Below are 13310 nucleotides of genomic sequence, written 5' to 3'. Positions count from 1 at the left end.
GCATTTAGAAACACAGATGGATCGCATTTCCCTTGTTGGAGACAGACTTCTCTTGGCTGCATTATCGAGCCATACTCAGAAAAGGTGTACGGAGAACATGACTATGAAGTTTTAACATCCGCTCGCGAAGGTCTTCAAAGACAAGAAGATCATTTTGGTTCTAAACAGCGGCATGATACAGACGGGTATAACATTATACCTTTTGGTTACTGCACATATCGAAACAGAAGCGATGACGGGAAGTTTGCATTTAACATCAATACCATAAGTGAAAAGGCTATCGTAAGTAAGTTTTATCCAGTATTCAGATTTACTAATGCAAATAGCACCTTCATGGCAGAGTTTCTTAATTCATCACCGCGTGTAAAGAAAAAGCTGTCAGTACTTGCAGTTGGCACAAGTCAGGTAGTTCTCTCATTTGAGGCTTTGAAGGCTGCAAAATTCGATTTGCCGTGTAAAGATGAGCAGGACAAGATTGCCGCCTTTTTGGAGTGCTTGAACGCACGGATAGAAAATCAGCGCACATTAGTAGTCGCCCTCAAGAAGTATAAAAGAGGTCTGCTTTCTGCCGTGTTCTCGCAAAATGTGTCCATGTTTTCAACTGCTGACTTTTATGCTTTTTCTGAATTGGCAGTGCGTAGAAGCGAGAAATACGATCCAAAATGCAATGCTCATGCCGTCTGCATCGAACTTGAGCATATTGAGCAGGAAACAGGACGCATCATCGGATCAACCTGTGCCGACTATCAAAACAGCATAAAAACAGTTTGCAAGCCCGGAGATGTAATGTTTGGCAAACTCCGCCCGTATTTGAGAAAGTACGCATTCGTCCAGAAGGAGTGCGTATGTTCATCAGAAATATGGTCGTTGATTCCAACCGACATCGTGATCCCGAAATATCTTTTCTATCTGATTCAATCAGAGGCGTTCATGAAAGTAGCTAATGTAAGTTCTGGAACGAAAATGCCCCGTGCTGAGTGGTCAACAATCGCAAAAAGCGGCTATCTGATCCCGTCAAAGGATGACCAGCAAGCGACAGTTGACATTCTTGAAACTACTGATCGTATTATAGTATCTCATGTAGCGTCTTATGATCGCCTTATTGAGTACAAAAAAGGATTGCTCCAACGCTTATTTATATAAATAATTTCTGCAATAGTGCTTTGCGCAGCTCGTGCAGCAGCCTAAGTTCTGCGTTGCTCTGATCTATCCGGTCTGAAATTGCAGCTAAAATTGCTATGATTGTCTTTTGAGAGAACGGATCTGGATAAGTTATTTCAATCTTGGATATTTCAGCCGCTTGAACATGAACAACGGACTTTCCTTGAGCTATACGAGCAATTCTATCATTTACCACATGATTTAAGATGTAACTCATAATTCGTCCATCTACTTGAGTGCAACGATAGATGTTGAGATCACCGGCAAGAATAATGTCTGGGAGCATTACACAAGAGGCTGTGGATATTTCCTCCGGTGTTTCGCCGGAGGTGGGAATTATAACATCACCAATTTGACTGTAATACTGTTTATCCGCCGATGCCTGTGTTTTACGAACAACATTCGATATGACCTCACTATATGTTGTATAAAGCTCTCCATACAAGATGAACGGAGTACCCTCTAAAGAAATATCTGCCTTAGATAAAGGTGCGCCCTTTATGAATGTACCGATGTCACCGATTCTTGATGTTGTCCACTTAACATTCTTGATGCTGCAACGTTTTGGGGATAAGAGTGTACGAACGACACCTCTTTTATACTTCTTGAGGTTGTCCACGAGGGACTGCTGTGCCTCTATTCGATGCTCTAACGCAATCATAAAATCTGCGATTTTTCGCTGTTCCGCTGAATCCTGCGGCATGTAATGTTTCGTGTCAAAGAACTCATCGGTTGGCACATTCAAAAGCCCATGATTTCTTGCTCCTTCGGCAGAGATCATGTAAATCTCACGATACCATTTGAGTGAATCAAAGTAGGCTTTTATAAAATCAGAATCGTGTTTCTTGAGTGCAAAGCAAATGTAGAGTGTAGAAAGCGCACCCATATCATAGCGGTCAAGACGCTTGACGGAGCCAAAATCGTACCCGACTGAATAACTCTTGTTGTAGGCATATTCACCATTCTTCAAGAGATAGTAGCCACTCATGTCTTTGCTGGCTACGGTCTTATTGAAGTAGCTGATCTGATCCACAAGCCCATCTTTGGACGAAATTGTGAGAGGCAGACTCGTTTCGTTATTGGTGTTCTTCCGTGTGACACGCTCTGCAAAATCTGAAAGTTTCTCAGCTTTCCACGGCTCATCGAAGCCCGGGAACCGGAGTTTCGGACGCTTCTCAAGACCGTTACTTGAGGAATATACTGCCCTGATTATCCCTCCAACGGATAATGTTCGTGGAGGTGGTCAATATGACTAACAATACACAATTCAAGACGCTTGTGAACACTTGGCTAAATCAAAAGCAGCCAATGATCACGCCGTCAACCCATGCCAGCTTTACGCTGATTGCCGAAAATCATCTTATTCCATACTTCGGCAAGCGTAAGATCGGCAGCATCACCGAAACGGACATCCAGAGCTACATTTCGTATCTCCATGATGCCGGTAGGTTGGACAAGACCGGAGGGCTAACGGTAAAGACTATCCGGGATGTGATCCTTGTTCTCAGACTGTCAATGGAGTTTGCGTACAAAGAAAGGGCAATTCCACTGCTGAACTGGGATCTCATCGAGTACCCGAAGGAACTTGGCATTAAGAAGGTTGTTTCTCTCTCAAAAGATCAGGAGCAAGCGCTGATTCAGTGCATCTACATGAACTTGAACAGAAAGACCGCTGGCATTCTCATTGCACTTTTTACCGGAGTACGCATTGGAGAACTCTGCGGATTGCAGATGAAGGACATCTCGTTGACGGATAAGACAATCAGCATCAATAAGACTGTCCAGCGCATCTATGACAAAAAGAAGGGTAAATCCTATCTTCACATCGGACCGCCCAAAACGAAAACTTCTGCAAGGACGATCCCTGTTCCGTCTCTTCTGATGAACATTATCAAGAAGTTCTACACGGATAACCCTAACCACTACTTCTTGACCGGCAAAACAAAGCCGACAGAGCCTCGTACTTATCGGCAGTTCTTCACCCGTTTTCTGAAACGAAATGGATTGGAGAAGGTGAAGTTCCATGAGATCCGACACACATTCGCGGTCAGGGCGATTGAGATACCGGAGTTTGATATTAAGTCGCTCTCTGAAATCCTCGGCCATAAAAATGTGTCCTTTACGCTGAATGTCTATGGAAGTGCAAACCTCCAACAGAAGGTCAAGTGCATGAATTTACTAAACGATCTGCTGTAATCTTATTCAGTTCTGACTCGGCTTTTACAGTGCAGCAGAAACGAATAACCGTTTCCAGCGATTCAAATTCATTGACTCGATGTGCTGTTCATAGGAGGCACTATTCGACTTTCCGAAAAAGAGTGACTTCTTCTTGATCTGTGAAAGGCTGCACAAAAAAATGAACGCAGTACACGGATTCCACAATCGCGGAATCGTGTACTGCGTTTGTATTTTGGAAATGTATTATGCGATTTAAGCAAGGATTGATTTGCGGAGGCGTTTTTGGCATTTACAACCGTTCAACCGTGAGTGTTGCCGGATTGACTTTGATGATTACCTTCCCCTTGCTTTGGGCGTACATCACTGTCTTGCCTGTACCGCTGGGCTTGCCGTCCCATACAGCAATGATGTAATCAGCGTGATCTACCATGTACCGATTGCGCTTGTCCATGCAGTCAGGAGTATAGTGCGTTTGAAGAAGCGTTTCTTTATCACATTGAGCGGCAATGCCATAGTACCTTTCGCGCATTGCTGCATTCCACTTGGCTGCCTGTGTTTCGCACGGTATAGCACTCTCAAGCGTAATGTCTGGATAAGTCTTCTTCAGTTCCAGAACGATCTCGGCAGCGTACATATCAACGCCGAGAGCCATGCCAGAGATAAAGTGGGTGACATTTTCATCTGTAATCAAAGAGATAATTTGTTTTTTTAGGGTTTCTTTGAGCGCAGTGCAGCGTTCATCATCCTCACGAAAGCCAAAGGGTAAATTTTGAGGTCGGTGTCCGGTGAAGGCACAACTTTTCATATTCTTGATCTCCTTATATGTATTAGCGTGTGTTTCTAAATCGCTTATACGTAGATTATAGCATAGAAAATCAAGAAATTTGTAGAAATAAGTCGGCAAAAGAAAAAACTGCGTGAAAAATCACGCAGCCTTCAATGAGTTTACTTCATGTTATCCTTCTCTTGCTGGATCATCAACTCAACCATTTGCAAAATGCGCTTTTGCGCTTCGGGAGGAAGATCAGCAATTTTCTTTGAGAGTTCTGAGGCTTTTGCCTCTCCGCTATGCTCTAAGACATCGCAGAAAATTGAATCAGCGGATGTCTCCAAGCCATTGAGCAAAATAATCAGCTTCTCGCAACGCGGAAATGACATCCCTCTCTCGACGGTGGAAATATAATTTGTGGTTAAGCCGGTCTTTTCTGCAAGATCCTCTTGTGTAATACCAAGACGCTCACGGGCTTGCTTAACGCGCTTTCCTATTCGTTTATCAATCATGGGCGTTTACCTGTTCCTTTTCTAAATCGCTCATGAATATTATATGGATTAGAACCATAGTGATACAGAAACGCTAATGGTGTTACTATGGATTAGCGAATGATTTTACGGTAAAATTCAAGGAAAAGACACAAAAAAAGAGCCTCTGCCGACACCCGACTGGACATCGACAGAGGCTCTTTGTGCTACTTTGTTGCCTTCAAAGGAAGGTAGAAAATCGACCTTTATTCCTACACTTTCGGTTGGGAACACTTAGATAGGAAAACATACAGGGCAACTTCTCTGTGCCGTTTATAGGACGAGAAATCCTTGATTTTCAACCCTTTTCACAACACAAAACGGGCTTATCTGTCTACTCTGCTGCGTTTGGAAATGTAGCATGGACATCTGACGATTTCAGCCCTGAAACTTTGCTTGCAGGAATGGATGCAGCGGCGGCACAAATCATTGTATTTGCGCCGCCCGTCTGTATCGAGATAGAAGCTCCATTCTAACTTCCACTTCTGACTCTTGCTCACAGCTCTATCTCTCCTTTGTGCTTTTGCTTAGGAGGGCATTCCTTTGGAGGATGATCTGCTTTTGCGGACTTGAGCCGATCCATGATAGAGGACTTCTCGCTGCGCTCCGGGACTTTATCTTCCTTCGGACCGTTGTTGATGATCCCGTCAATCATGCCGTAATCATCCTCCATTGCCATCTCAGCCGACTTGAGATAGTTTTCCTTCTCAAGTGCCGCCATCCAGCTTTCCTTACTGATGCCGAGCATCCCGCCCTTTGCAGCATGGTCGGCAATTTCCTTGGCATCCACACATAAGCCTTCGGTGTTATCCGAATAGAGCCGGTAAACCTCACAGCCCTTTTCGAGTGCCTTTTCAGCCGCCTCCTGACCGGCAGGAAGAACGCCAGCCCATGCGTAGCCGTAGTCCTTCATATCCTGAACGGAGAGCGTGGGATCGGGCATTTCCGGCACTTCCTTGACCTCAAGGTCGAGAAGGCGGAGCGTGTCATCGTCAAAGCCGTTGTAGACATCATCAAGGACGAGCTTGCCGCGCTCATCGACAATGATACAGGCAGCTTCATCGCCGTAGGTATCATGCTCCATCAGATAAAAGCTGCGACCGCCGACTTCGCGCTGGTCAATGGTGTGCCACGTCCCGATGTGACCGGCAACCGTCAGACCGGAGGTGTCGGCATTCATCTCAAAGTCCTTCTGCTCGGTAGCTTCCTGCTTCTGCTGCTCCTTCGAGATCATGGGGATCGCCACAATCTTATCGCCCAGCTTGACAAACTGCTCCGGCACTTTGAAGTGGTCAGCGAACTTCTGCATCTGCTCTACGGTCAGAGAGCCGAAGCTGTCATCCGTCAAGCCGACCACCATGAATGTTCCGGCAACAACATCGTAGATGTCACCGTCCTCATCACGCAGAGCGCGGTTCAGGGGCAGACCTTCCAGCTTGCCTTCCTCGTTGCAGACTAAGGCAACCGGGTCTTCGTAGGGATAAATTGCCTCGATGCAGCCGCCGACCTCATGCTGCAAGGACTCCAGACCGGAGTCAATCTCCTTCACATAAGGCTCCTTTCCCGGCTCAACAACGAGAACTGCAATAGTGCTGTCACGCTCGGCGGCTTCTCCTGAGCCGGTGATCCGGTATTCGTCGGGAATATCGTCCAGCTCACCGTTAAACTGTCTGTCCCAGCGTTCGCTTGCGACGCGGACATAGCCTTCATCGGTGAAGCGTCCCTGTTCATCATAAGCGATGTCGTGACCATAGCGTTCATAGTCGATGTAGTCTGCCAGAGGACCGAGATCCTTTTCGGAGTAGATACCGGCTTCGTTGGCATAGTAATAGCCGAGGTCATATTCGTCGTTGATACCGGGCATGATGTCGTAGCAGTCCAGATTGAACGTCAGGTTGATGAGATCGTCGATGTCGCTGACCTCATCGCAGCCAGCCTCCATAATGGCAACGAGCTTTTCCTGATCGCTCAGGGAAAGCTCGTCAATCAAGGCGGCGAGGTAGTTGAGCTTATCAAGGCTCTCGTACTCGCCAAGCATCTTCTGAACGCCGTAGATCGGGCATTCGTAGTCGGTGATAAACCACTCTTCGTAGGGCTGACCGAACTCATCCTGCTTGCCGATCCCGATGCGCTCAAAGACCTTCTGCATCTCTTCTTCGGTTGTCGGGAACTTGACCCATTCACCGACCAGCATTCCTTCATTGTATTTTCCAAGGTTTGTGACGAAGGCTTCAAAATCACCGTCTAATACGGGCATAGGCATCCTCCTTTCAGTCATCTACCATGCCGTCCGGCATGATATACAGTTCCTCAAACTCCGCGTCGGTCATGGCTTCGAGCTTCCGGACGGTCTTATACATCAGCTCTGCGATCTCGCCGTCCATGTCGTTCAGGGTGACGCTCTTCATATCGTCGATCAGCCGCTTCCGGCTGGACGTATTGAAGCAGCACATCAGGTTGATTTCTTCCACGGTAAAGTTTTTCATATCAGAGTTCCATATCCTTTCCTTTCAATTTCTGCGGCTTCGGTGTGTGAGGCGGCTGTGCCTTCTGTGCGGATTTCAGTTTGTCACGGATGGATTCACGGGCAGCGGGCTTCTTCGGGATGGTGTCGTAGATGGCTGTTCCGGCATCTTCCACATAGGAGCGGACATACTGGATGCTCTCAGAAAAGCGGATGGGGCGGTTCTTGTCCTCGATGTTGGTCAGCCGGACTTCATCAGCGGCAAAATCAACCGCGTCAATTTTGCACTTGATCCCGTCCACATTCAGCGTCGCGCCGACAGGAATGTAATCTGCGGCTTTGAGTTCCTTAAAGGTCTCGCCGTCCTTGCTGAGAAAGACATCCGCGCCGGACTGCCAGAGCTTCTTTGATGCTGCTACCCACGCAGTTTCACGGAAGCCGGTCACCGGCATGGAGGGCTTGCCGCGCACCTTCTTCTCAAGGAGCTTCGTGCCGAGCAAGGGCGCGGCTTTTTCCGCGTCCTTGCCGTACAGCTCAAAATAGCCATTCTGGGCAAAGCAAACCAGCGCGTCGGGATGAGCCTTTTTGACTGCCTCGTACTTGCGGAGTTCTGCAACGGGCAGAGGCGATAGTACCTCTGTCCTTTCTGCCTCCGGCAGTCTGTCACGGCGGCTTTTCTGCTTGGACAGCACTTCCGCCAGAGCATCCGCGTCCTTCGGGAGCGTCTGGTGGGTTTTGACGCCGCCATGCTCACCGACCAGAGCCATTGCTGCATCGAAGCTGCTGCGGCAGGGGGCGTCCAGCACATAGCCGTCTGCAAAGGTCAGCCGGTCATGATCCGGCGCAACCGAGTTCTGCGCTACATTTGCCGCCTGTTCCCGGTAGTTGATCTCAAAGACATCTCCGAAGACCTTGCCGTGCTTGACGGTTTTCGGGATAATGACGCGGGCAACGCACTCGTCGTAGGTCTGCTCCGCATAAAAACGGAAGGTGTTGTGATCTCGCGTTCCCTGAATAAAGACCTGATTTTCATTGAGGCAGTGCGTTCCATGCGGACGGCAGAACCACATCAGCGTTTTCTCTTCGGGATTCCGGCTTTCGGCAGCGCGGCGGATGATGCGCTTGTCGATGTCGAAGTCTTCCTTGTAGCTGTCTACATGACTGTCCACGAGCTTCTGCAGCTCCGCAACGATGTCAACGTCTGTGTATTTCTTCATGCGTCTCCTTTCTCACAACTCCATGTCGTGTGTTTTGGATTTGACCGGGGGCTTCTTCTCCGGCTGCGTTTTCGCGGCAGTCCTGAGCTGATCGCGGATGGAGGGCTTTTCCTGCTTCTGCTCCTGCCTGACGTATTCCAGCGTCGGCATCAGCTCACGATAGCAGCCCTGTGTTTTCCTCGCCGCATGACGGCGATGGATTTTGAACAGCGGCTCACCGTTCTGCGTGACCGTGTTGCCCTCAATTTTGACGCCGTTCCGCGCCAGCAGATTGAAGGAGTGGTTAGAGGCGCGATAGGACGCCCGCATTCCGTCGTTGTTATAGGCAATCTGCCCCTTGAGCGTGTCCATGACTGCGGCTTTGATTTCCTTCTCTTCGGCGGTCAGACGGTGTGCCTTCGGTGCTTGCGCTGCTTCCTCCGGCAAGGGGACAACGGGAGGCTTGACCTCCACGGTTTTTACCTCAATAGAGGTAATCTCATCATTCTCCCATGCAACGACCTCCGGGTCTCTTTCCTCTGTTTTCTCAGAAGTGACTTCCTTTTGAGCTTCGGTCTGCTGACGGAACGCATCGACGAAAAGAGCGGTCAGTCCGGGATTGGGTTTATCCACAAGGAAGCGGGAGGCATTCTCAGGGCAGACTTCAACGCTCTTTGCCCACTCCTTGAGAGGCTGCGGAATGCGCCCGTCAAAGTCTTTCTGCTGAATGGTGTTTGCGAGGACATACCGGACGCGCTCCGGAGAGAACTGCTCAAGGACGCTTTTCACGGCAGCATCCGCATCCAGCCGGTTATCTCCGTAGTTGGAGCTGATCGCCGCTTCAATCGCACTGCGGCATTCCTCGTTTGCGGCGAGAGAAGCACGATATGACTCCAGCTCACCGGCTTCATAGGCGTAATTCGCCGTCTCGCGGTAAATGGGTACTTCCGGCTTTTCCTCCGGAACGGTTTCCTTTACGGGAGCTTCGACTTCCATTTCTGCGGACTGTGCTTTCTCTGCCAGCAGCACCTTGAGCTTGGCGTCAATGCCCTCGATCATCTCAGCCGCCGTCTTGCGGATGGTGTCCAGAGAGCTTTTCAGCTCCTTGGTTTCCTTGCCGGAAGACCAACCGGCGATGTACCCGAAGGAGTAGTCCGAGGTTTCAATGCCGTACCGCTGACAGACAGTGTAGGCTACGCTTTCCGCCTCAACCTCTTTGGTATGCCGATCCTTCTTGTCTTCGGGTGCGGCTTTCTCGTCCGGCTTTACAGCGTGGAGCTTTGCGTGGGCGATCTCGTGAATAGCGGTTTTGACCGTCTGGATTTCGCTCATGCCCTCCTGAATGGCAATGCGGCTTTCAACCGGAGAGAAGAATCCCTTTGCACCGCCCGGAATGTCCTCAAAGGAAACGGGGACGGGAGATTCCTGCCTGAGCGCGTCGAAGAACGCCTCGTAGTTTTCGACGGTGCCTTTCAGCTCATCGACGATGATGTCCGGAAGCTCCTTGCCGTCCGTCTGGGAAACATCGAAGACACTGACCACCTTGAAGGCAGGACGCAGAACCTCAACCGTCTCCGTGACAGTCTTTCCGTCTGCACCGATCACCGGCTTCTGCGTCACAGGATCAATCTTCTCGCGCTCTTTCTGCGCCTTGTACGGCGCGGGTGCAAGAATCTTGATGCCCTTTTCGCCCTTCATAACCTGACGGTCAAAGTTGCGCTGCCACGAGGTATAACCGGCAACATAGGTTGCCTCCGGCTTCTGCATCGCAATGAGCAGCGTGTTGTTGAAGGAATAGTTGTAGAACTTGGACATCGTGCGGAGATATTCCTTGAACCGCTCGGATTCAAAAAGCTCCTTGATGCCCTGTTCCAGCTTGTCCGTAATCTCGCGGACTTGCTGTGCATTTTTGTTTTCAGCCATTTGCTACCTCCTTTACTTATCAAACTCCATCTTGAAGCTGACGTATTTGCCGCCGCTGTCATCCAGACGGATCACCGCATCGTAGAGCTGAGGCTTCTTCGGCGTGTAAAGCCCGGTCACGCGGCACCAGCCCTTATCCAGCAGTTCCTTTGCAATCTTCTTGGTCAGCTTCTTTTTCTTGCTGGAAAAGAACTTGTTGTCTTCCCACAGGCAGAAGGAGCATTCCTTGTTCGAGCAGTAGAAATTGCCCTTGCCGACGTAGACCGGAGAGCCGCAGCGGGGGCATTTGCCGATTTCCTCCTTGCCCGTGCCGAAACGCTGGGCTTCGGCATCGGAGAGGAAGGGATAGGCTTTCACGAGATCCCCGGTCATCCGGACAATGCCGCTGAGGAAGGCGTCCGCATCTGCATTGCCGCGCTCAATCTCCATGAGCGTGTTTTCCCATTCCGCCGTCATTGCGGGAGACGTAATCTGTTCCGGCAGGACGCAGACGAGGTTGCAGCCGTCCTTCGTGGGAATGAGGGATTTGCCTTTACGCTCTGCAAAGCCGGATTTCACCAGCTTTTCAATGATACCGGCGCGGGTTGCGGGAGTGCCGAGACCTTTCTTCTCGGTGTCATCGTCGAACTGATCGTTTCCGGCAGTCTCCATCGCAGACAGGAGCGTGTCTTCCGTGTACTGCTTCGGAGGCGTTGTGAAGTGTTCGGTGACACTGGCGGACACACTATCCAGAACATCGCCCTCATGGACTTCGGGCAGGAACTTCATGGGACCATCCTTTTCCTTCGTCTTGAGAGATGCCTTGAACAGCTCTTCGATGGCTTTCCATCCGTTTTGAACGACGGTTTTGCCCTTGGCTTTGAACGCATAGCCCTCGCAGGAGAGCGTGATCTGCGTTTCTGCGTAGGTGTGCTTCTCGCCGGTCGCACACAGAAGGCGCATCCCGACAAGATTGAGGATTTTCTGCTCCGGCTGAGGAAGCGCGAAAACATCCTGCTTTTCGAGCTGGACGGTCGGGAGAATGGCATGGTGATCTGTGACCTTGCTGTTGTCGGTTACGCGGGCAATGTCCGGAGTGATTGAAACGCCGGAAAAAAGCGGAAGCTGGCGGCAGACGATGGAAATGACCTGACGGGCAGTGTCCTCCATATCGTCCGTGATGAACTGACTGTCCGTGCGCGGATAGGTCAGGAGCTTCTTTTCGTAAAGTGTCTGAACGAGATCGAGCGTCTGCTGGGCAGTGAAGCCGTAGTATCGGTTTGCCTCACGCTGCAAAGTGGTCAGATCATAGAGCTTCGGAGGATTGGCGGTTTTCGTCTCCCGCTTGAGAGAAGAAACGACGGCTTGCTTTTTCTCGCAAGCCGCCGCAATTCTTTTTGCTTCCTCTTCGGTTTTGACCTTTTCCAGATCGGCGGTCAGATCGCCCTTGCCGACGTGGACGTTGAAATACTTCTCCTTTTGGAACGTGGAGATTTTCCCGTCACGCTCCACCAGCATTGCAAGGGTCGGCGTCTGGACGCGCCCGACCACCAGCTTCTTGTGATAGAGCGTGGTGAACAGGCGGGTGCCGTTGATACCGACAATCCAGTCTGCCTTCGAGCGGCTGAGTGCCGCTTCATAGAGGCGGTCATATTCCTTGCCGTCCCGGAGATGGTTGAAGCCTTCGCGGATGGCGGAGTCCTCCAATGAGCTGATCCACAGACGCTTGAAGGGCTTGGTGCATCCGGCTTTGTCGTAGACCAGCCGGAAGATCAGCTCACCCTCGCGTCCTGCATCGGTTGCGCAGACCAGCTCGGTGACGCGCTTGTCCTTCATGAGAGCGGACAGCACCTTGAACTGCTGGGCTTTATCCTTCGTGACCTCAAACATCCAGTTTTCCGGAACAATGGGCAGATCGTCATACCGCCACTTGGCATACCGCTCATCGTAGGAGCTGGCGTCTGCCAGCTCCACCAGATGACCGAAGCACCACGAAACGATGTAATTGCCGCCCTCCATATAGCCGTCCTTTCGGGACGTTGCGCCCAGAACCTTTGCGATGGACTGGGCAACGCTGGGCTTTTCAGCAATGACTAAGATCAATCTTCATCACCATCCGTTTCAGCATCCTCCGCGATCTGCGGCTCTTCATCCTCGTTGATGTACGGCTCTTCCTCGTAGCCTTCATCGTCGAAGAAGTCCAGATCCTCGTCCTTGGGCTTTCTGCCCTTGACGAACTTGATGTAGTAATAGGCTGCACCCGCAGCACCGGCAAGGGCAAAGATGACGAGGATCATGCCGATGTTGGATTTCTTTTCGGGTTTAGGGGCGGGGACATCGGTTTCCGCATCCTTGTCCGGCTCAGGTGTAACGGGGGCTGTGCCGTTGCATTCGCTCATGTTGGTCTTGCAGACCGGGCAGTCTGTGTTGACCTGACCGGCAGCGCATTTCTCCTTGCAGTTACAGGTAGTCAGAGCAGCCGCAGTATCTTCGTCCAGCAGCGCAAGCAGATCGCTTTCATCGACCATGTTCAGGAAGTACGTCTGATACTGTTCCTCGTCTTCGTTGATCGGCGCATCGTAGTCGATGACAATGAAGAAGGTATTGCCGCTCTTCGTCTGGACTGTGATGAACTGCTTGTTGGTTGCCCTGTCATAGAGCAAGTCGCGGGTGTAGGCGTTGCCCTCATCGTCAATCGGCTCACCCTTCGGCTTTTCCGGCGCGGGAGTGACTGCGGGCTGCTGTTCCGGCTGGGTTGCCTCCGTGACGGGGAGGTTCTGCTCGGTATCATCGGCGTAGGCAAACGCCGTCACCGAGAAGCAGGACAGAACCATGACGCAGACCACAAGGACGGTCAGAAAACGAAACTTCTTACGCATTGTCGATTACCTCCGTATTTTCAGTGGGCTTGGTGCCGCCCTTCATGGAAGACAGGAACGCCATGATCTGATCCTTGTCCATCACCATAGAGCGCACAGTATTGATGATTTCAAGGTTTTCCAGCTCTGTCTTCTTGTCATACAGCTCCTTGAGCTGTCCTTCGATTTCGGTCTTTTTCTTTTCAGCCTTCTCAATGTCAGAGAGGACCTTCTGATACTTGGGATTCATGC

The 13310-nt window shown here is 50.5% G+C and carries 12 protein-coding genes; 2 read left to right on the top strand and 10 right to left on the bottom strand.

Going from position 1 to position 13310, the window contains the following annotated elements:
* Positions 1-84: 84 nt before the first annotated feature.
* Positions 85-1143 (top strand): restriction endonuclease subunit S, encoded by a 1059-nt coding sequence (locus PG062_RS07665; RefSeq protein ID WP_270751823.1) that lies wholly within the window; start codon positions 85-87, stop codon positions 1141-1143.
* Here the strand turns inward: PG062_RS07665 and PG062_RS07660 are convergent.
* On the bottom strand, positions 1136-2194 hold the full coding sequence (locus PG062_RS07660; protein ID WP_270751822.1) for a restriction endonuclease subunit S: 1059 nt from the start codon (positions 2192-2194) through the stop codon (positions 1136-1138). The two genes, PG062_RS07665 and PG062_RS07660, sit on opposite strands and share 8 nt — an antisense overlap.
* A 215-nt stretch (positions 2195-2409) precedes the next feature.
* On the opposite strand from PG062_RS07660, the gene PG062_RS07655 reads away from it, so the two are divergent.
* Entirely contained in the window at positions 2410-3357 is a 948-nt protein-coding gene (locus PG062_RS07655; RefSeq protein WP_270751821.1) for a site-specific integrase, read from the top strand.
* 271 nt (positions 3358-3628) lie between these two features.
* Here the strand turns inward: PG062_RS07655 and PG062_RS07650 are convergent, their stop codons facing one another.
* From PG062_RS07650 to PG062_RS07610, 9 genes are all read right to left on the bottom strand, one after another.
* Positions 3629-4144 carry an SLOG family protein gene (locus PG062_RS07650; RefSeq protein ID WP_270751820.1) on the bottom strand — a complete coding sequence of 172 codons (516 nt, stop codon included), beginning with the start codon at positions 4142-4144 and terminating at the stop codon, positions 3629-3631.
* A 140-nt stretch (positions 4145-4284) separates the two neighbouring features.
* Complete coding sequence (locus tag PG062_RS07645) at positions 4285-4620, bottom strand: helix-turn-helix domain-containing protein (protein WP_071699556.1); 336 nt, start codon at positions 4618-4620, stop codon at positions 4285-4287.
* 514 nt (positions 4621-5134) lie between these two features.
* A complete protein-coding gene (locus PG062_RS07640) occupies positions 5135-6895 on the bottom strand; it encodes an antirestriction protein ArdA (protein ID WP_270751819.1) in 1761 nt (586 codons plus the stop codon).
* Positions 6896-6908: 13 nt separating this feature from the next.
* Positions 6909-7124, bottom strand: a complete 216-nt coding sequence (locus tag PG062_RS07635; RefSeq protein ID WP_008396825.1) for a transposon-transfer assisting family protein — start codon at positions 7122-7124, stop codon at positions 6909-6911.
* A gap of 1 nt (position 7125) precedes the next feature.
* Positions 7126-8319 (bottom strand): MutS N-terminal domain-containing protein, encoded by a 1194-nt coding sequence (locus PG062_RS07630; protein WP_270751818.1) that lies wholly within the window; start codon positions 8317-8319, stop codon positions 7126-7128.
* A gap of 12 nt (positions 8320-8331) precedes the next feature.
* Positions 8332-10221 (bottom strand): DUF3849 domain-containing protein, encoded by a 1890-nt coding sequence (locus tag PG062_RS07625; protein ID WP_333559393.1) that lies wholly within the window; start codon positions 10219-10221, stop codon positions 8332-8334.
* 12 nt (positions 10222-10233) lie between these two features.
* Positions 10234-12303, bottom strand: coding sequence for a DNA topoisomerase 3 (locus PG062_RS07620; protein ID WP_270751817.1), 2070 nt, complete (start codon positions 12301-12303; stop codon positions 10234-10236).
* Positions 12300-13079 carry a DUF4366 domain-containing protein gene (locus tag PG062_RS07615; RefSeq protein WP_119191145.1) on the bottom strand — a complete coding sequence of 260 codons (780 nt, stop codon included), beginning with the start codon at positions 13077-13079 and terminating at the stop codon, positions 12300-12302. Before PG062_RS07615 ends, PG062_RS07620 begins: the two co-directional genes overlap by 4 nt.
* Positions 13072-13308, bottom strand: a complete 237-nt coding sequence (locus PG062_RS07610) for a DUF4315 family protein (RefSeq protein WP_270751816.1) — start codon at positions 13306-13308, stop codon at positions 13072-13074. Before PG062_RS07610 ends, PG062_RS07615 begins: the two co-directional genes overlap by 8 nt.
* Between the last annotated feature and the right edge of the window lie 2 nt (positions 13309-13310).

It is taken from the genome of Gemmiger qucibialis (assembly GCF_027689445.1).
Lineage (GTDB): Bacteria > Bacillota > Clostridia > Oscillospirales > Ruminococcaceae > Gemmiger > Gemmiger qucibialis.
Note: the sequence above shows the minus strand (reverse complement) of the source record. Positions and strands in the feature narration are given on the sequence as shown.